Origin of the sequence: Streptomyces sp. YIM 98790 (assembly GCF_011421595.1) — a bacterium.
GTDB lineage: Bacteria > Actinomycetota > Actinomycetes > Streptomycetales > Streptomycetaceae > Streptomyces.
In genome coordinates this window covers 18,574-36,707 of record NZ_WTLH01000037.1, presented here as the reverse complement: position 1 = coordinate 36,707, position 18,134 = coordinate 18,574, and the positions used below count along the sequence as shown (strand labels likewise).

16 protein-coding genes, 1 tRNA gene and 1 riboswitch are annotated in these 18,134 nt (G+C 73.6%); of the genes, 14 read left to right on the top strand and 3 right to left on the bottom strand.

All coding sequences use genetic code 11. The features are described 5' to 3' along the window. The 13 genes from GQS09_RS09425 to GQS09_RS09365 all read left to right on the top strand — a co-directional run. Positions 1 to 588: sensor histidine kinase (locus tag GQS09_RS09425; protein WP_399552463.1), on the top strand; the 588-nt coding region annotated here is incomplete at its 5' end. Continuing rightward, positions 545 to 1,867 (top strand): cytochrome P450, encoded by a 1,323-nt coding sequence (locus tag GQS09_RS09420; RefSeq protein ID WP_165985548.1) that lies wholly within the window; start codon positions 545 to 547, stop codon positions 1,865 to 1,867. The genes GQS09_RS09425 and GQS09_RS09420, both read left to right, overlap by 44 nt. Before the next feature lie 200 nt (positions 1,868 to 2,067). After that, positions 2,068 to 3,264, top strand: a complete 1,197-nt coding sequence (locus tag GQS09_RS09415; RefSeq protein WP_165985547.1) for a transglycosylase family protein — start codon at positions 2,068 to 2,070, stop codon at positions 3,262 to 3,264. A 237-nt stretch (positions 3,265 to 3,501) separates the two neighbouring features. Further along, a riboswitch (cyclic di-AMP (ydaO/yuaA leader) is annotated at positions 3,502 to 3,700 on the top strand. Positions 3,701 to 3,704: 4 nt separating this feature from the next. Then, entirely contained in the window at positions 3,705 to 4,379 is a 675-nt protein-coding gene (locus tag GQS09_RS09410; RefSeq protein ID WP_165985546.1) for a transglycosylase family protein, read from the top strand. A gap of 270 nt (positions 4,380 to 4,649) precedes the next feature. Further along, positions 4,650 to 5,930, top strand: a complete 1,281-nt coding sequence (gene eno / locus GQS09_RS09405) for a phosphopyruvate hydratase (RefSeq protein ID WP_165985545.1) — start codon at positions 4,650 to 4,652, stop codon at positions 5,928 to 5,930. A 162-nt stretch (positions 5,931 to 6,092) separates the two neighbouring features. Next, positions 6,093 to 6,599 carry a septum formation initiator family protein gene (locus tag GQS09_RS09400; RefSeq protein ID WP_165985544.1) on the top strand — a complete coding sequence of 169 codons (507 nt, stop codon included), beginning with the start codon at positions 6,093 to 6,095 and terminating at the stop codon, positions 6,597 to 6,599. Positions 6,600 to 6,777: 178 nt separating this feature from the next. Then, the gene (locus GQS09_RS09395; RefSeq protein ID WP_165985543.1) at positions 6,778 to 7,392 is read left to right on the top strand and encodes a DUF501 domain-containing protein; all 615 of its coding nucleotides are present in this window, start codon (positions 6,778 to 6,780) and stop codon (positions 7,390 to 7,392) included. Next, positions 7,389 to 8,384: a Ppx/GppA phosphatase family protein gene (locus GQS09_RS09390; RefSeq protein WP_165985542.1), complete on the top strand. Its 996-nt coding sequence runs from the start codon at positions 7,389 to 7,391 to the stop codon at positions 8,382 to 8,384. The genes GQS09_RS09395 and GQS09_RS09390 overlap by 4 nt, the downstream gene beginning before the upstream one ends. Positions 8,385 to 8,761: 377 nt before the next feature. After that, positions 8,762 to 10,150: an NAD(P)/FAD-dependent oxidoreductase gene (locus GQS09_RS09385; protein WP_165985541.1), complete on the top strand. Its 1,389-nt coding sequence runs from the start codon at positions 8,762 to 8,764 to the stop codon at positions 10,148 to 10,150. 206 nt (positions 10,151 to 10,356) lie between these two features. After that, complete coding sequence (locus GQS09_RS09380; protein ID WP_165985540.1) at positions 10,357 to 11,685, top strand: cyclopropane-fatty-acyl-phospholipid synthase family protein; 1,329 nt, start codon at positions 10,357 to 10,359, stop codon at positions 11,683 to 11,685. Positions 11,686 to 11,911: 226 nt separating this feature from the next. Continuing rightward, positions 11,912 to 11,993 (top strand) — tRNA-Leu (locus GQS09_RS09375). A gap of 407 nt (positions 11,994 to 12,400) precedes the next feature. Continuing rightward, positions 12,401 to 13,246, top strand: coding sequence for a Bax inhibitor-1/YccA family protein (locus tag GQS09_RS09370; protein WP_165985539.1), 846 nt, complete (start codon positions 12,401 to 12,403; stop codon positions 13,244 to 13,246). 139 nt (positions 13,247 to 13,385) lie between these two features. Further along, positions 13,386 to 13,757 carry a hypothetical protein gene (locus GQS09_RS09365; protein WP_243761247.1) on the top strand — a complete coding sequence of 124 codons (372 nt, stop codon included), beginning with the start codon at positions 13,386 to 13,388 and terminating at the stop codon, positions 13,755 to 13,757. Here the strand turns inward: GQS09_RS09365 and GQS09_RS09360 are convergent. Further along, complete coding sequence (locus tag GQS09_RS09360) at positions 13,754 to 14,653, bottom strand: alpha/beta fold hydrolase (RefSeq protein WP_207957616.1); 900 nt, start codon at positions 14,651 to 14,653, stop codon at positions 13,754 to 13,756. The genes GQS09_RS09365 and GQS09_RS09360 overlap by 4 nt on opposite strands. 83 nt (positions 14,654 to 14,736) lie before the next feature. Between GQS09_RS09360 and GQS09_RS09355 the strand changes: the two genes are divergently transcribed. Further along, a complete protein-coding gene (locus tag GQS09_RS09355) occupies positions 14,737 to 15,342 on the top strand; it encodes an ABATE domain-containing protein (RefSeq protein WP_165985537.1) in 606 nt (201 codons plus the stop codon). Positions 15,343 to 15,511: 169 nt separating this feature from the next. Here the strand turns inward: GQS09_RS09355 and GQS09_RS09350 are convergent, their stop codons facing one another. Both GQS09_RS09350 and GQS09_RS09345 read right to left on the bottom strand, forming a co-directional pair. After that, positions 15,512 to 16,477: a hypothetical protein gene (locus tag GQS09_RS09350; protein ID WP_165985536.1), complete on the bottom strand. Its 966-nt coding sequence runs from the start codon at positions 16,475 to 16,477 to the stop codon at positions 15,512 to 15,514. A 431-nt stretch (positions 16,478 to 16,908) separates the two neighbouring features. Further along, positions 16,909 to 18,129: an acetyl-CoA C-acetyltransferase gene (locus GQS09_RS09345; protein ID WP_165985535.1), complete on the bottom strand. Its 1,221-nt coding sequence runs from the start codon at positions 18,127 to 18,129 to the stop codon at positions 16,909 to 16,911. Positions 18,130 to 18,134 lie beyond the last annotated feature (5 nt).

Below are 18,134 nucleotides of genomic sequence, written 5' to 3'. Positions count from 1 at the left end.
CCGGAGGCCGCGGACGGCTCCGCGCCCGCGGCCGACGGCACCGGCCGCGGCCGGGGCGGCGGCGGGCCCCGGCTGGGCGAGCTGCCCGCGCTGCTGGAGCAGTCCCGGGCCACCGGCATGGCCGTGGAGCTGTCCGTGGAGGGGACCCCCCGCCGCTATGCCGCCCAGGTGGAGGGCACCGCCTACCGGGTGGTCCAGGAGGCACTGACCAATGTGCACAAGCACGCGGCCGGTGCCGCCACCCGGATACGCCTGGCCCACCGCCCGACCGAGATAGCGGTCCAGGTGCAGAACGCCGCCCCGGTGGCGGGCGCCGGAGCGGGGGCCGGGCCCGGCGCCCGGCTGCCCAGCGGGGGCAACGGCCTGGTCGGCATGCGGGAGCGGGTGACCGCGCTGGGCGGCGGCTTCGTCTCCGGGCCGACCGAGGACGGCGGCTTCCGGGTCTCGGCGGTCATCCCGGACGCCGGCCCCGGCCCGGACAGCGGCCCCGGAGCCGGCGCCGGGGGGCGCGGCGCCGGGCACGACGACGACCAGTCACGGATCGATGAGCGAGCAGGCACCAGCACCAGCACCCCCACCACGTCCTGACGGCTGCCCCGGGCACCGTCCCGGCCACCGGCCGGTCCCTGAGCTGTTCAGCCGGGAGTTCGCGGACGACCCCTATCCGGCCTACGCGTGGCTGCGCGAGCACGCGCCGGTGTACCGGGCCGAGCTGCCCAGCGGCGTGTCGGCCTGGCTGGTCACCCGCTACGCCGAGGCCCGGGAGGCGCTGGCGGACCCCCGGCTGAGCAAGAATCCGGCCCGGCACGGCGCGGCCGACCACTCCCGGGGACGGGTGGGCATTCCGGGCGAACGCAGCGCCAACCTCATGACACATCTGCTCAATATCGATCCTCCGGACCACACCCGGCTGCGCCGCCTGGTCTCCAAGGCTTTTACCCCGCGGCGGGTCGCCGAGTTCGCGCCCCGGGTGCAGGCGCTCACCGACCGGCTGATCGACGGGTTCGCCGCGGACGGCGAGGCCGACCTGATCGACGCCTTCGCCTTCCCGCTGCCCATCTACGCCATCTGCGACATGCTGGGCGTACCGGGCGAGGACCAGGACGCGTTCCGCAGCTGGGCCGGGATGATGCTGCACACCGCGGGCAGGCGCGGCGGGGTGCAGCGCGCGGTGAAGCACATGCGCGGCTATCTCGCCGAGCTGATCCACCGCAAGCGCCGGGAGCCGGACGACGATCTGATCTCCGGCCTGATCCGGGCCTCCGACCACGGCGAGCACCTCACCGAGGAGGAGGCCGCGGCCATGGCCTTCATCCTGCTCTTCGCGGGTTTCGAGACCACGGTCAACCTGATCGGCAACGGGGCGCTGGCGCTGCTGACGCACCCGGAGCAGCGGGCGCAGTTCCAGGCCGCGGCGGTGGCCGGGGACGAGCGGCTGCCGGCCTCGGCCGTGGAGGAACTGCTGCGCTGGGACGGCCCGGTGGAGCTGGCCACCTGGCGGTTCGCCACCGAGCCGCTGGTCCTGGCCGGGCAGCGCATCGCGCCGGGGGAGCCGGTGCTGGTGGTGCTGGCGGCGGCGGACCGCGATCCGGCCCGGTTCCCCGATCCGGACCGGCTGCATCTGCTGCGCGAAGACAGCCAGCATCTCGGCTACGGGCACGGCATCCATTACTGCCTGGGCGCGCCGCTGGCGCGGCTGGAGGGACGGACCGCGTTGACCACGCTGTTCAGACGTCTGCCGGATCTGCGCCTGGCGGTGGAGCCCGGACAGCTGCGGCGCCGGGGTGGTCTGATTATGCGTGGATTGCGCGCCCTACCCGTTGTCTTCACTCCGCAAACCAACGTACTCCCACACGGCGAGAACTGATGCCCCGTCAGTAATGTGATCTGCGCGTGATGCGTGCGGGACCGGCTTGTAATCGGACGGGGGAGCAGGCTAGCTTCTGCCGTCAACCGCAACTCTGTTCGCAGCGGTCCCGTTTGCGGAGGGCTGTGTGCGCAGGTGCGGGGGATGTCAGGCGGCTTCGCGGGAAGCCGCGAGAATCCGAGAAGGGTCCACTGGTCGTCATGCTTTCCGGCAATGGGCGCCACCGCCGCCCCCGTCAGGCACCGCAGATTCTGGTCACCGCCGGGGTCACCGGCGCAGGCGTGGCAGGAGTGGCCCTGCCCCTGCTGACGGCGGGACCGGCGGTTGCGGTGGAGGGCTCCACCTGGGACCGGGTCGCCGAGTGCGAGTCCGGCGGCAAGTGGACCGCCAACGAGGGCAACGGCTACTACGGCGGCCTGGCGCTGCCGCTCAGCCTCTGGCAGCAGTACGGCGGTGAGGAGCTGGCCGACCGTCCGGACCTGGCCAGCCGCAGTCAGCAGATCACCGTGGCGGAGCGCATCCTGGCCGCCGAGGGCACCGCGGCCTTTCCGTCCTGCGCGCTGTCCAGCGGGCTGCAGCGGGAGCACAGCGCGCTGCTGAACGGCGCCGCCGCCGATCCGGCCGCCGGGGACACCGGGGACACCGGGGACACCGGGGACACGCGGGGCTCCGGGGACGCCGCGGCGACCGGCTCCCCCTCCGGGGCGGAGGCCGGGACCGGCGCCGGGTCCGAGGAGACCCGGGAGGAGTCCGCGGACCGCTCCGGCGGCCGGCACCGCGGCGAGCCCGATCCGCTGGACGCCGAGCTTGCCGATGCCCCGGGCACCGGCAAGCGGGCCGCCGACCGCGCGACGGACGGGCAGGCATCGGGCATGGCCACGGAGACGGGCACCGGGGCGGGTACAGGGGCGAGTACCGGGGCGGGCGCGGCCACGGAGGGCGGCTCCGGACGGTCCGCCGCCGGGGACGCGGCCGGCGCCGCGGAGGCGGCGGACGCGCAGGGCGGGTCCGCCGGGGCCGCCGGGGCTGCCGGGGCCGCCGAGTACGAGGTGCGGGAGGGCGACTCGCTCTGCGGCATAGCCGACGAGAACGAGGTGGAGGGCGGCTGGACCGCGCTCTACGAGGCCAATGAATCGGTCATCGGGGACAATCCCGACCATATTCTCCCGGGTCAGCGTCTGGCGCTGGGCAAGACCGAGGAAGCGGCGGCTGACGCCCCTGCAGACTCCGCGGGGCCCAAGGGCGGTGAATCCGGGTCGGCCCGGTCCGGGGAGAGCGCCGGGGAGGCCGGGGAGGCCGGGGAGGCCGCCGTGGACGCCCCCGAGGAGCAGCCGGAGGACACCTCGGGCGAGTCGGGGGAAACCCGCACGGAGTACCGCGGCGCCAATCTGGAGTGAGCCGCCAGTGTGACCATCGTCTCGATCCGGGTCGGAGTTTCCGTCCCGGATTGACCGTTTATTGCGGGTCTGACCTGGGGCTATAGGGGTCAGCGGGAGTCAAGTGGCGGCAGAGACTCGATCTTCATCGTTCTTGAATCGTGATCCGGCTCGATCTAGTGTCGCGTCCGCTCGTCCTCTCGGGCGCCCCGGGCCGTCAACGCCGAGTCCTGCCGCCGGCTCCGGGGAGATCCACGTTCATAGCGAGCACCGCAGGCAGGAGCGGGGGACCCAGGTAAGTCGCCGGTCCGGGACGGCAGCGCCGCACGGCGCGGCCGAACCGGAACGGCTTGGGGTGAAGCCAAAGGCGAAACGTTTCTTCATGCGTTCCGCCCCCGGCCGGGCACTCACCGCCCGAACCCGACAGCTCACCTCGCAGGCGTCGGTGAGAAGGAACAACCATGCTGTTCTCCGGCAAGGGCCGTCACCGTCGTCCCTCCAAGCCCACCCGTTTCGTCTCCGCCGCCGGTGTGGCCGGCGCAGCCGTGGCCCTCCCGGTCATCGGCGCCACCAGTGCTCAGGCCGCCTCCGTCTCCACCTGGGACGCGGTCGCCCAGTGCGAGTCCGGCGGCAACTGGTCCATCAACACCGGCAATGGCTTCTACGGCGGTCTGCAGTTCACGCAGTCCAGCTGGGAGGCCGCCGGCGGCACCCAGTACGCCTCGCGCGCCGACCTGGCGAGCAAGGACCAGCAGATCGCCACCGCCGAGAAGCTGCTCGCCATGCAGGGCCCCGGCGCCTGGCCGGTGTGCAGCGTCCGGGCCGGTCTGACCGCCGGCGGTCCGGCCGCCGAGGTCGACACCTCGGGCGGCCAGGCCGAGCCGTCCGCCCCCGCGGAGCAGGCCGAGGAGCCCGCCCCGGCCGCCCCCGCGGAGGTGGAGGTGACCGTCGACTCCGAGCCCGCGGCGCCGGCCGAGCGGTCCTCCGGCGACCTGTACACCGTCGAGTCCGGTGACACCCTGTTCAAGATCGCCCAGGCGCACGGCACCACCTGGCAGCAGATCTACGCCGACAACAAGGACGTCATCGGCGGCAACCCCGACCTGATCCACCCCGGCCAGCAGCTCACCCTCTGAGCGGTTCCGGCCGCGGCGGCACCGGGTGACCGGGCCTTCGCCGACTGGGCGGCGAGGGCCCGGCTCCCGGGCCGGCGAGGCCCGGACACCCTATTTTCTTCAGCCCTTAAACAAAATGAGATCTCCCCGCTCCCACCTGCGGTTCCGCTCCTTCCGGCGGCTCCGGAGCACCCCGTCGGCGGCCTCTTGGACGCCACCACGGCAAGGGCGCCCGTCCGGGGCGGCTAGGCTCAGGTCTGCTGATGACTGACCCACACGAAGGAGAACCTCGTGCCGTCCATCGACGTCGTCGTAGCCCGGGAGATTCTCGACTCGCGAGGAAATCCCACCGTCGAGGTTGAGGTCGGCCTCGACGACGGCAGTACCGGCCGCGCGGCCGTGCCCTCCGGCGCCTCCACCGGGGCGTTCGAAGCCCTGGAGCTGCGGGACAAGGACGAGAACCGGTACCACGGCAAGGGCGTGGAGAAGGCCGTGCTCGCCGTCATCGAGCAGATCGGCCCGGAGCTGGTGGGGTACGACGCCACCGAGCAGCGGCTGATCGACCAGGCGATGCTGGACCTGGACGCCACCGCCGACAAGTCCTCGCTCGGCGCCAACGCCATCCTGGGCGTCTCACTCGCGGTCGCGCACGCCGCCTCGGAATCCTCCGACCTGCCGCTCTTCCGCTACCTGGGCGGCCCCAACGCGCACCTGCTGCCGGTGCCGATGATGAACATCCTGAACGGCGGCTCGCACGCCGACTCGAACGTGGACATCCAGGAGTTCATGATCGCCCCGATCGGCGCCGAGTCCTTCTCCGAGGCGCTGCGCTGGGGTGCCGAGATCTACCACAAGCTCAAGGCCGTGCTGAAGGACCGGGGCCTGTCCACCGGCCTGGGCGACGAGGGCGGCTTCGCCCCCGACCTCTCCTCCAACCGCGAGGCCCTGGACCTGATCCTGGAGGCCGTCAAGGCCGCCGGCTACACCCCCGGCCAGGACGTCGCGCTCGCCCTGGACGTGGCCGCCACCGAGTTCCACAGCGACGGCGTCTACACCTTCGAGGGCCGGCAGCGCACCGCGGCCGAGATGATCGACTACTACGCCGAGCTGGTCGAGGCGTACCCGCTGGTCTCCATCGAGGACCCGCTGAACGAGGAGGACTGGGAGGGCTGGCAGAGCATGACCGCCCGCCTGGGCGACAAGGTCCAGCTCGTCGGCGACGACCTGTTCGTCACCAACCCCGAGCGTCTGCAGCGCGGCATCGACGAGGGCGCGGCCAACGCCCTGCTGGTCAAGGTCAACCAGATCGGCTCGCTGACCGAGACCCTGGACGCCGTGGAGCTGGCCCAGCGCAACGGCATGAAGTGCATGATGTCCCACCGCTCCGGTGAGACCGAGGACGTCACCATCGCCGACCTGGCCGTGGCCACCAACTGCGGCCAGATCAAGACCGGTGCCCCCGCCCGCTCCGAGCGGGTCGCCAAGTACAACCAGCTCCTGCGCATCGAGGAGATCCTGGACGACGCCGCGGTGTACGCCGGCCGCAGCGCCTTCCCGCGCTTCAAGGGCTGACGAATCCGGTTCCGTCCGGTCCTGTCCGTCCTCACCCCGTCCCCGGCCGCCGTCCCGTACGGTGGCCGGGGACGGGTGCGTCGCACGAGCGAGGGGCCGGCGGGGACCGGCGCGCTCCCGGCGAGCGCAGCAATCTCGGCAAGCTCAGCGAGGGGTGAGAGTGTGGCCGCGGGCCGGAGCAGGTTCTCCACGACCACCAGACTTCGGGTACTGGGCGAGCAGGCCGCGGCCCGGGTCTACCGGGCGCAGAGCCGGCGGCTGCGCCGCCCGCCGCGCCGCTCCCGGCTGACCGGCCGGGCCGCGCTGCTGGCGCTGGTGGTGTGCACGCTGGTGGTCGCGCTGGCGTATCCGCTGCGGCAGTACATCGCGCAGCGCGCCGAGATCGGCGATCTGCAGCGGCAGGAGCGGGAGACCAGGGAGCGGGTGGAGGAGCTGCGGGACGAGAAGGCCCGCTGGCAGGACCCGGCCTATGTGGAGCAGCAGGCGCGGCGCCGGCTGCACTTCGTGCGTCCCGGCGAGATCGGGTTCACCATGCCGCAGTCCGGGGACGCCGAGGACGGCGCCGGGGCGGACGGGCGGCACCGCAGCGACCGGAGTGCGGCCGGCCGCCCCTGGTATGACAACCTCTGGGACGGAGTGGACCGCGCCGACCACCCCCGCACCCGCTGAGGCCGCCCGCGCCGCCCGCGCTCCGCGGCCCTTCCGCCGCCGCTCCCGCCCGCACCGTCCGACCCGCCCGCACCGTCCGACCCGCCCGCACCGTCCGCACCGTCCGACCCGTCCGGTCCGTCCGGTCCGCGGCCCCCGCCCGGGGCCCCTCGATCTGGAAAGCGCAGAAGTCCGCAGCATGGAAACCCCGCCCCCGCAGACCGAGCCGACTCCGCCCACCGACGCCGACATCGAGGCGTGCCGGGAGCAGCTCGGCCGCCCGCCGCGCGGCCTGCGGGCCGTCGCGCACCGCTGCCCCTGCGGCAATCCGGACGTGGTGGAGACCGCCCCCCGCCTGCCGGACGGCACCCCGTTCCCCACCACCTACTACCTGACCTGCCCGCGGGCCAACTCCGCCATCGGCACCCTGGAGTCCGGCGGGCTGATGAAGGAGATGACCGAGCGGCTGGGCCGGGACGCGGAGCTGGCCGCCGCCTACCGCCGGGCGCACGAGGACTACCTGGCCCGCCGGGACGCCATCGAGGTGCTGGCGGGCTTCCCCAGCGCGGGCGGCATGCCCGACCGGGTGAAGTGCCTGCATGTGCTGGTCGCCCACGCGCTGGCGGCCGGGCCGGGCGTCAACCCGCTGGGCGACGAGGCGCTGGGGCTGCTGCCCGAGTGGTGGCGCAAGGGCCCCTGTGTGCCCGCCGCCGCGCGCACCGGAGGCGCGGACGGCCCCCCTGTTCGTGAAAACGCGCACGAGTTGCCGGACGGTGCCGCGAACCCGGTGAACCCCGAGGAGGAGCAGCCATGACCGACCCCGCCCCCGCACCGGCCGGCCCCGCCCGGGTCGCCGCCGTCGACTGCGGCACCAACTCCATCCGGCTGCTGGTCGCCGAACTGGACCCGGCCGCCGGCACCCTGACCGACCTGGACCGGCGGATGGAGATCGTCCGCCTCGGCCAGGGCGTGGACCGCACCGGGAGGCTGGCCCCCGAGGCCCTGGAGCGCACCTTCGCCGCCTGCCGCTCCTATGCCGAGGCCATCCGGGCGCACGGTGTGCCGCCCGCGCGCACCCGTTTCGTGGCCACCTCCGCGTCCCGCGACGCCGAGAACCGCGACGAGTTCACCCGCGGGGTGCGCGAGATCCTCGGGGTCTCGCCGGAGGTCATCACCGGTGACGAGGAGGCCCGGCTGTCCTTCACCGGCGCGACCCGGGAACTGACCGGCAGCGAGGCGGTCCTGGCGCCCGATGTCCCGACCCTGGTGGTGGACATCGGCGGCGGCTCCACCGAGTTCGTGCTCGGCACCCCGGGCGGCGGGGTGCGGGCCGCGCGCAGTGTGGACATCGGCTGCGTCCGCCTCACCGAGCGCCACCTCACAGAGGACGGCCGGCCCGCCGAACCCGTCACCGCGGAGCGGCTGGCCGCGCTCACCGCGGATGTGCGCGCCGGGCTCGCCGAGGCCGGGCGCACCGTGCCGCTGCACGAGGCGCGGGCCCTGGTCGGCCTGGCCGGCTCGGTCACCACGGTCGCCGCCCTGGCCCTGAACCTGGACGAGTACGACGCGGCCGCCGTGCACCACTCCCGCTTCCGCCGCCCGGAGGTGGCCGCCGTGACGGCGGATCTGGTCTCCTCCAGCCATGCCGAACGGGCCGCCCGCAGGGTCATCCACCCCGGCCGGGTGGACGTCATCGTCGCCGGGGCGGTCATCCTGGACCAGGTGATGGAGCACCTCGGCGCGCCCGAACTCCTGGTCAGCGAACACGACATCCTGGACGGCATCGCCTGGTCCGCCGCCCTCTGAACGGACATCCGGGACACACCGGAGCACATACCCGCCGGAAACTTCGTGAAGTTATTCACATGAGGCCGGGGCCACATGGCCCCTGGTGTCACACCCGTGGCCCGTGCTCCGCCGCCCGGGGCGGCGGGACGGCCCGCCGGGCGGTGCGCCCGGCCGGTGACATCCGGGTGACGGCCGCCCCGACGCCACCCTGCGTCGTCCTGTCGTCCCGGTGTCGGCCCAGCTCAGGCCGGTGGGGCAGGACCCGGACCGGAGCCCGTGGCACCCCGGGGAAGCGGGCCGGCCGGCCACCGGGCGGCGGAGTGTAGCAGAAACCCCGCGAAGCTTGTGAACCCCCTCACGAGCACCCCCCGCCGGTCGGGTGGATACTCGAAGACATGAGCACCACGGAGCGTCCCCGAATCCTCGTCGTGGGTGGCGGGTATGTCGGCCTCTACGCCGCGCGCCGCATTCTCAAGAAGCTGCGCTACGGAGAGGCGACGGTCACCGTCGTCGACCCGCGCTCGTACATGACGTACCAGCCCTTCCTGCCCGAGGCCGCGGCCGGCAGCATCTCGCCGCGCCACGTCGTGGTGCCGCTGCGCCGGGTGCTGCCCCAGGCCGAGGTCCTCACCGGCCGGGTCACCTCCGTCGACCAGGACCGCCGGGTGGCCACCGTGGCCCCGCTGGTCGGTCCCGCCTACGAGGTGCCCTTCGACCACCTGGTGGTCGCCCTCGGCTCCGTCTCCCGTACCTTCCCGATCCCCGGCCTGGCCGAGCACGGCATCGGCATGAAGGGCATCGAGGAGGCCATCGGCCTGCGCAACCACGTGCTGGAGCAGTTCGACAAGGCCGACTCCACCACCGACCCGGACATCCGGCGCAAGGCCCTCACCTTCGTCTTCGTCGGCGGCGGCTTCGCCGGTGCGGAGACCGTGGGCGAGATCGAGGACCTGGCCCGGGACGCCGCCCGGTACTACCCCTCCATCCGGCGCGAGGACATGCGCTTCCTGCTGGTGGACGTGGCCGACCGGATTCTGCCCGAGGTCGGTCCCAAGCTCGGCGAGTGGGGCCGCGAGCACCTGAAGCAGCGCGGTGTGGAGATCCTGCTCGGCACCTCCATGAAGTCCTGCGTGGACGGCCACGTGGTGCTCAGCGACGGCACCGAGGTCGACTCCGGCACCATCGTGTGGACCGCCGGTGTGAAGCCCAACCCGACCCTGGCCCACTACGGCCTGCCGCTCGGCCCGCGCGGCCACGTGGACGTCGACCCCACCCTCCAGGTCAAGGGCACCGACTACATCTGGGCGGCCGGGGACAACGCCCAGGTGCCCAACCTGGTCGAGGGCGAGGGCGACTGGTGCCCGCCCAACGCCCAGCACGCGCTGCGTCAGGCCCGGCTGCTCGGCGACAACGTGGTGGCGGCGCTGCGCGGCTTCCCGCAGGCCGACTACAAGCACGCCAACAAGGGCGCGGTGGCCGGTCTCGGCCTGCGCAAGGGCGTGGCCATGATCAAGTTCGGCCCGATGACCATCCGGCTGCGCGGCCGGCTGGCCTGGTACATGCACCGCACCTACCACGGCCTGGCGGTGCCGACCTGGAACCGCAAGATCCGGGTCTTCGCGGACTGGACGCTGGCGCTGTTCCTCAAGCGCGAGGTGGTCTCGCTGGGTGCCATGGAGAACCCGCGCGAGGAGTTCTACGAGGCCGCCAAGCCGGCCGCCGCTGCCGCCGCCGCGGAGCAGCGTGCCGCCGCGGAGCAGCGCAAGGACCGCACCACCGTGTAGCACCGCCGCCATCGCCGCCGCCATCGCCGCTGCCGCTTCCACCGCCGGCGCCGGCGCATCGCTTCCTGCCCGGCCGGGCCCCTGCTCCGCCGGGGCCCGGCCGGGCCTCTTGCGTTTCCCGCCCGCCCGCGGGCCCGGGGCAGGTTCCGCCGCCGCGTGGCTCCGATGCGCTGCGCCGCCGGCCGCGGAGTGGTTGTCTGGAGGTCATGGCAGAGCTTGCGAAGCGGCTCCACCGGCTGGCGGGCGTGCTGCTCGGTGCTCCGCTGCCGCTCCGGCTGCGGGCGTGGGACGGCAGCGAGGCCGGCGGCGAGCCGTACGCCCCGGTGCTGGTGGTGCGTCACCGGCGCGCAGTGCGCCGCATTCTGTACCGGCCGGGCGAACTCGGCCTGGCCCGTGCCTGGGTGGCCGGCGATCTCGACATCGAGGGCGACCTCTATCTCGCCCTGCAGCATCTGGCCGGCCTGGTCTGGGAACGCGAACCCTCCCGCCACCATCCCGACGCCCGGCCCGGGCCGCCGGGTTCCGCCCCGCCCGCGCAGACCCTGCGGACGCGGGAGCGGCTGGCCGCCGCGGCCGAACTGCTCGCCCTGTCCGGCCCCGGGCTGCCGCCTCCCCCGCCGCGCGAGGAGAACCGCCGCCGCACCGGGCGGCGCCACAGCCGGGACCGCGACCGGCACGCGGTCAGCCACCACTACGACGTGGGCAACGCCTTCTATGCCCGGGTGCTCGGCCCGACCATGGTGTACTCCTGCGCCTACTGGGGCGATGGGGCCGGGCTGGACGAGGCCCAGACCGCCAAGCTCGACCTGGTCTGCCGCAAGCTGGGGCTGCGCGAGGGTGAACGCCTGCTGGACGTGGGCTGCGGCTGGGGCTCGCTGCTGATGCACGCGGTGCGCGAGTACCGGGTGCGGGCCGTCGGCATCACCCTGTCCGCCGAGCAGGCCGCGCTGGCCCGCAGCCGGATCGCGGAGGCCGGCCTGGCCGACCGGGCGGAGATCCGGGTCCAGGACTACCGCGAGACCGCGGACGGCCCGTACGACGCCATCGCCTCGATCGGCATGGCGGAACACGTCGGCGAGGCCCGCTACCGGGAGTACGCCGGACAGCTGTACGGCCTGCTGCGGCCCGGCGGGCGGCTGCTCAACCACCAGATCGCGCGCCGTCCGATGCCCGACGAGCGGGGCTACCGGCTCAGCCCGTTCATCGACGCCTATGTGTTCCCGGACGGCGAGCTCTCCCCGGTGGGCCGCACCGTCTCGGTGCTGGAGGACGCCGGGTTCGAGGTGCGGGACGTGGAGTCACTCCGTGAACACTATGGGCTGACGCTGCGTGCCTGGGTGCGGAATCTGGAGGAGTCCTGGGAGGAGGCGGTGAAGCTCGCCGGGGCGCCCCGGGCGCGGATCTGGCGGCTCTACATGGCGGCTTCGGCGCTCGCCTTCGAGCGCGCGCAGATCGGCGTCAACCAGGTGCTCGCCGTGCGCACCACCGGATCGGGTCGCTCCGGTCTGCCGCTGCGGCCCCGTACCTGGAAGTAACCAGTCGGCTCCGGACGGTTGTTTCGCGTCAATTCCCGAAGGCGGTCCCGGGCGCCCGGGACGCTGCACCCCGCTCGCACCTGCCCGGAAGCCACTGACTGGCCATCAGGAACTCATAAAATCGGACAACATCGTTTTGCCGTGCGGCTGTTCGGGCGGATCGTGCCGATAAGCTTCTGAGCAGTAACGGCAGGACACCGATGTCCGGAACGGCCTGGGGAACTGTGCCCGGATGGTGGAATGCAGACACGGTGAGCTTAAAACTCGCTGGCCTGGTGGCCGTGCCGGTTCGAGTCCGGCTCCGGGCACCTCAGGGCCGACCGGTCCCATCGCCGTCTTGCCGTTTCCGGGAGCCGCCGGGCGACCGTCCACCCTCTTGCGCGGACCGGGCAAGAGGGGCCCCCTTCCCGGCTCCTGCCTCGTCCTTTCCCGCCACGCCCGGCCGCACCCGGCCGCACCCCGAGGCTCCCGCCGTCCGCCCCGGCCCCGCGCTTCCCGGCCGGCCCGCACGGAACCCGCGGGTGCGCCGGTGCGTCCGCCGGCGCCGCATGGCACCCTGACAGCGGAATCCCGGTCCCTCCGGCGTAGGCTTCCTGGAGTGCGGCGGAACGGTAACGCCCCCTTCCGACGTTGTATGTCGTGGACTACGGTGCACTCTTTGCTAAAGCATTACTCTGGAGTCAAGGTCGTGCCGTAGCGGCCATGGAGGAGTGAGATGAGGAGCAGCAACCCGGTCTTCACGCGCCGGGGGTTCAGCCAGGGTGGTGGCTACGCGCAGTTCAACGCGGCGCCGCAGACGGCGACCCCCCACGCGCAGCCGACCAACCCGTACGCGCAGCCGACGAACCCCTATGCGCAGCAGCAGGCCGGCGCGCCGGCGTATCCGGGCGTCCCCACGGCTCCCGCCGGGGTCATGACCATCGACAGCGTGGTGTCCCGCACCGCGCTGACGCTGGGCACCGTGATCGCCACCGCGACGGTCGCCTGGGTGACGGACCTTCCCCTGGGCGTGGGCATCGTCTGCGCGCTGATCGGTTTCGGCCTGGCGCTGGTGCAGTCCTTCAAGCGCCAGCCGTCGCCGGCGCTGATTCTGTCCTACGCCGCCATCGAAGGCGTCTTCCTGGGCACCATCAGCAACTACATCAACGACTATGCGCCCGGTGCCGCCATGCAGGCGGTGCTCGGCACGATGACCGTGTTCGCGGCCGTGCTGTTCATGTACAAGCAGCGGATCATCCGGGTGACCGCCCGGTTCACCCGCTTCGTGATCGCCGCCGCACTGGCCTTCATCGGCCTGGCCATGATCAACCTGATCGTCGCCATGATCGGCGGCGGCAACGGTCTGGGCCTGCGGGACGGCTCGCTGGGCATCCTGTTCGGCGCCATCGGCATCATCCTGGGCGCCTGCTTCCTGGCCCTGGACTTCAAGATGGTCGAGGACGGCATCGCCTACGGTGCTCCGGAGAAGGAGTCCTGGCTGGCCGCCTTCGGTCTGACCCTGACCCTGGTCTGGATCTACCTGGAGTTCCTGCGGCTGATCTCCATCCTGCAAGGCGACTGACGGCCGGGGCGTCCGGCCGTCGCTGAGCGGTCCGGCGTCCCGTGCGGTGCAGTTCCTGATTGCGGCCGGGCCGGCCGGCGGGTTTCCCGCCGGCCGGCCCGGCCGTTTCCGCATCCGCCGCTGCCCTATCCTCCCTGCCATGGAGACACCCCGGGGGCCCGAGCAGCACGAGCGGCTGGAGCAGCTGGAGCAGCTGGAGCGGCTGGAGCAGGCCGTGGAGCGGGCCGCGGGGCGGCTGCGGCGGCTCCCGGAGAGCGCGCTGCGGCGCGGCGCCGCTGCCGAGGGGCGGGCGCTGGCCGCCGAACTGGCGCGGCGGGGACAGCGTCTGGAGGGCCGTCCCGGCCGGCTGCCGGAGCTGCCCGACGCCGGGATCTTCGCGGTGGGCGACCAGCTCGCCGTCACCGGTCACGATCTGGTCGAGGCGGTGCGGGCGCTGGGGCCCGGCGAGGCCGCGGCGGAGGAGATCCGCCAGGCGCTGGACCTGCTCCGCGGTGCCCCCGGCCGCCGCTAGGCGGCTGCCTCGCCGCCGCCGCTCCGGGGGAGGCGCTGCAGGAAGCCGTCGACGAGCGGGGCGATGGTGTGCAGCTCGGTCTCCAGGGCGAAGTGGCCGGCGTCCAGCAGGTGCACCTCGGCAGCGGGCAGGTCCCGCCGGTAGGCCCGGGCGCCCCGCTCGGTGAAGAACGGGTCGCCGCGGCCCCACACCACCAGGGCGGGCGGCCGGTGGGTGCGCAGCCAGTGCTGCCACACCGGATAGCTGTCCACATTGGTGTGGTAGTCCAGGGCCAGCGAGATCTGTGCCTCCTTGCGGCCCGGCAGATCGAGGAAGTGCTGGTCGAGGGTCCAGGCGTCCGGGGCCAGCAGTTCCGGGTCCGGGGTGCCGGTCTCGTACTGGCCACGGGTCACGGCCGGGGTGAACAGGACCCCGACCCGTTCCTCGGCACCGGGGTCGCCGCGGCGGTTGGCGATCATGGTGCGGGCCGCGTCGCTCAGGCCCTCGTCGTAGGCGTTGGCGTTCTGCACGATCAGGCCGGTGATCCGCTCCGGGCGGCGGACGGCCACCCGGAAGCCCACGGGTGCGCCGAAGTCGAAGACGTAGAGCGCGAACCGGGTCAGTCCCAGGCGGTCGGTGAAGCCCTCGACGACATCGGCCAGCCGGTCGAAGGTGGGGACGAAGCCGTCCGGTGTCCTGGTGTGGCCGAATCCCGGATAGTCGGGCGCGATCATCCGGTAGCGGTCGCCGAGGGCGTCGATCAGGCGGCGGAACTGGTGCGAGCCGGACGGGAAGCCGTGCAGCAGCAACAGCACCGGGGCATCGGGCCGTTCCGGCAGCGACTCGCGGTAGAAGACCCGGACCCCGTCCACGTCGAGATGGCGGTGCCGGGTCCGGGGAACACGCGTGCTCAGCATGTCACATGGCTCCTTGGGGAGATGATGCATTAGTCATAGCGGAGGGTGACTAATGAGTCAATCCATGGAGGTAGCATTAGGGCATGGCCGATCCCGTTCCGCTGACCGGTGAACCGCTGGCGCTGGACCTGATCAACACCCGCCCGCGCGGCGGCCCCGGAGGCGCCACCGTCGACCTGCTGGCCGGCCCCGCACAGCTCGCGGCCTGGCTGGAGCTGGAGCACGGGATCGGGGACGGGCGGGTGCTGCCCCCGCCGCCGTCCGGCGGTGCGGCGCAGGCCGTGGCCGCCGCCGGGCTGGCGGCCGTGCACCGGGTGCGGGACCACGCCGAGCAGGCCCTGCGGGCGCTGCTGCGCGGCGCGGAGCCGCCCGCCTCGGCGCTGCGCGGGCTCAACGAGGCACAGCGCGCCGCGCCCGCCGTGCGGCATCTGGGCTGGGACGGCACCCGCGTCACCGCGGAGCCGCGCCGGGCCGGGGAGCCGCCGGCGCGGCTGGCGGCGGTGCTGGCGGAGGCCGTCGCCGATCTGCTCACCGATCCGGCCGTGGCCCGGGTCCGGGAGTGCGAGGCCGAGGGCTGCGTGATGCTCTTCCTGCCCGCCCATCCGCGCCGGCGCTGGTGTTCGGCGGCCCGCTGCGGCAACCGTGCCCGGGTGGCCCGCTATTACCGGCGCCACCGCACGGAACCGTAGCCGCCGGCGTCCTGGGGACACGGGCGGCTGTGTGCGCTGCGGGCGCTGCGGGGGGACCGCGGGCGATTGCGGGCCACTGCGGGCCGGGTGGGGGCCGGGTGGGGGAGCGAGGGGCGTCGAGGCGCGGCGGAGGCGGCGCGGGAGCGGGGCCGGGCCGCCGCAGGCGGGCTCAGGCGGTGACGACCCGGTCGGCCAGGAGGTAGACGCTCTCCTCGCCGCAGGCGAAGGTCAGGGCGTAGGCGCCGGACACCCCGGAGCCGCCCAGCAGCACCGGCGGGGTGCCCGCGCGCAGTGCGTCGGCGAGACGCTCGGCGGTCTCCCGGTGGCCGGGGGAGAGACAGACGGTGGTGCCGTCCGCGAAGAGGTAGACGTCCAGGGTGCCCAGCGGCCCCGGCCGGACGTCGGCCAGCGGGGTACGGTCCTCGGCGAGCCGGGCGAGCTGCCCGGCGGTGCGGGCCTGCTCCTCCTCGGTGGAGGCCGGTTCCCCGCCGTCCCCGCCGTCCCCGGGCTCCTCCCGGTCGTGGCCGTGCTCGGCGTCGGCGGCCCTGGCGGCGGCCGGGTCCACCGGCTCGCCGGAGAGGGTGTAGCCGGGGTTCGAGGGGTGCCGGCGGCGGGCGGCGGCCAGCTCCGCGGATTCGCCCGCGTCCCCGCCGTCCCCGGGCTCCGGCCCGGAGGCGGCACGCCCCTGGCGGGGCAGGAAGACGGTTCCCGGGCCGGGACCGGGGCCGGGGGCGGCGCTCTCGGCACCGGCGGCGCCGCCGATGCCGCTCTCGCCCGGCAGGCAGCCGTCCAGCAGGGCGTCGAGCAGGGCCTCGTCCACCTCGGTCATGTCCGGCTCGCAGCGCCCGGCCAGCAGATGGCCGAGCTGGCCCTCGCGGAGCTCCTGCTCCGCCCAGAAGGCGCGGGCCTCGGCGAGTTCGCGTTCCCGTTCGTCCGCGAGCGCGTCGGCGACGGCCGCGCGGATCAGCTCCTCGTCCGGTGCGGTCCTGGCCAGGGGGAACCGCGGTGCGGTCCGCAGTTCGGCGCGCAGCGCGGCGACCTCGGTGCGCAGGCTGCGTGCGGTGTACAGCGTCGCACCGCACAGCGCGGCGGAGAGCCCCGCCGCCACCAGCAGGGTGAGGGATATGGCGCTCACGAACGATCTCCCAGCTACATAGGTCCCCCTGATTCCTATCTCAGGTTTCCCGGCCCTTGCCATGGGGAGCAGAGCGGAACGTCACCGATCTGGACGGGACCTTGGTCCCCTGCGCCGGGCCCCTGGCCGGGCCGCTTCCGGCGGCTTCCGGCGGTGCTGCTCTGACCAGGGCGAACGCGGAGCGGTCCGGCGCACGTCACAACCTGGGGCCGCTTGGGTATCACTGCCATAAACGGGGCGATGTGCCGTGATCTGCGTCACATTTCGCGGCAGTCGGCGTGAACGGGTTCCGAGTGTGCACCACCCCTCACCTCGCGTGCGCCCCTTCACCACCTGCCGCCCCTGCCGCCCCTGCCGCCCCTGCCGCCCCCGCCGCTCCCGGCTGTGGTTCTGTGCCGCGGGCCGGGAGCGGCAGGGCGGGGGGCGGGTGCTCAGCTCAGGCGTTCGATGATCATGGCCATGCCCTGGCCGCCGCCGACGCACATGGTCTCCAGGCCGAACTGCTTGTCGTGCCACTGGAGGGAGTTGATCAGCGTGGTGGTGATCCGGGCGCCGGTCATGCCGAACGGGTGGCCCACGGCGATGGCGCCGCCGTTGACGTTCAGCCGGTCCAGGTCGATGCCCAGATCCCGGTAGGAGGGGATGACCTGGGCGGCGAACGCCTCGTTGATCTCGACCAGGTCGATGTCGCCGATGGACATGCCGGCCCGGGCCAGCGCCTGACGGGTGGCCTCCACCGGGCCGTAGCCCATGATCTCGGGGGACAGGCCGGAGACGCCCGTGGAGACGATCCGGGCCAGCGGGGTGATGCCCAGTTCCCGGGCCTTGGTGTCGGACATCACGACCAGGGCGGCGGCACCGTCGTTCAGCGGGCAGCAGTTGCCGGCGGTGACCCGGCCGTCGGGCCGGAAGGCGGGCTTGAGCCCGGACACGCCCTCCAGGGTGACGCCCGGCCGGGGGCCGTCGTCGGCGGCGACCACCGTGCCGTCCGGGGTGGTGACCGGGGTGATCTCGCGCTGCCAGAAGCCGTCGGCGATGGCCTTCTCGGCGAGGTTCTGGGAGCGGACGCCGAACTCGTCCATCTCCTGCCGGCTGATGTTCTTCAGCCGGGCCAGGTTCTCCGCGGTCTGGCCCATGGCGATGTAGACGTCCGGCACCTGCCCGTCCTCGCGCGGGTCGTGCCAGTCCTCGCCGCCCTGCTCGGCGCGGTGCGCGGTACGGGCCTCGGCGTCGGCGAACAGCGGGTTGTGGGTGCCGGGCATGCCGTCCGAGCTGCCGTTCACACTGCGCGAGACCATCTCCACGCCGGCCGAGAGGAAGACGTCTCCCTCGCCGGCCCGGATGGCGTGCAGGGCCATCCTGGTGGTCTGGAGGGAGGAGGAGCAGTAGCGGGTGACGGTGCAGCCCGGCAGGTGGTCCATGCCGAGCTGCACGGCGACCACGCGGCCGAGGTTGTGGCCCTGCTCGCCGCCGGGCAGACCGCAGCCGAGCATCAGGTCGTCGATGTCGTGCGGATCGAGCTGGGGCACCTTGGCCAGGGCGGCCTTGATGATCTCGGCGGTCAGGTCGTCGGGCCGGATGTCCTTCAGCGAACCCTTGAAGGCACGGCCGATGGGGGAACGGGCGGCGGAGACGATCACGGCTTCGGGCATGGCGG

Coding starts and splice junctions, on each gene's coding strand:
- GQS09_RS09420 (WP_165985548.1), top strand. CDS start 545: ATGAGCGAGCAGGCACCAGCACCAGCACCCCCACCACGTCCTGACGGC.
- GQS09_RS09415 (WP_165985547.1), top strand. CDS start 2,068: ATGCTTTCCGGCAATGGGCGCCACCGCCGCCCCCGTCAGGCACCGCAG.
- GQS09_RS09410 (WP_165985546.1), top strand. CDS start 3,705: ATGCTGTTCTCCGGCAAGGGCCGTCACCGTCGTCCCTCCAAGCCCACC.
- GQS09_RS09395 (WP_165985543.1), top strand. CDS start 6,778: ATGGAAACCCCGCCCCCGCAGACCGAGCCGACTCCGCCCACCGACGCC.
- GQS09_RS09390 (WP_165985542.1), top strand. CDS start 7,389: ATGACCGACCCCGCCCCCGCACCGGCCGGCCCCGCCCGGGTCGCCGCC.
- GQS09_RS09385 (WP_165985541.1), top strand. CDS start 8,762: ATGAGCACCACGGAGCGTCCCCGAATCCTCGTCGTGGGTGGCGGGTAT.
- GQS09_RS09380 (WP_165985540.1), top strand. CDS start 10,357: ATGGCAGAGCTTGCGAAGCGGCTCCACCGGCTGGCGGGCGTGCTGCTC.
- GQS09_RS09370 (WP_165985539.1), top strand. CDS start 12,401: ATGAGGAGCAGCAACCCGGTCTTCACGCGCCGGGGGTTCAGCCAGGGT.
- GQS09_RS09365 (WP_243761247.1), top strand. CDS start 13,386: ATGGAGACACCCCGGGGGCCCGAGCAGCACGAGCGGCTGGAGCAGCTG.
- GQS09_RS09360 (WP_207957616.1), bottom strand. CDS start 14,653: ATGCTGAGCACGCGTGTTCCCCGGACCCGGCACCGCCATCTCGACGTG.
- GQS09_RS09355 (WP_165985537.1), top strand. CDS start 14,737: ATGGCCGATCCCGTTCCGCTGACCGGTGAACCGCTGGCGCTGGACCTG.
- GQS09_RS09345 (WP_165985535.1), bottom strand. CDS start 18,129: ATGCCCGAAGCCGTGATCGTCTCCGCCGCCCGTTCCCCCATCGGCCGT.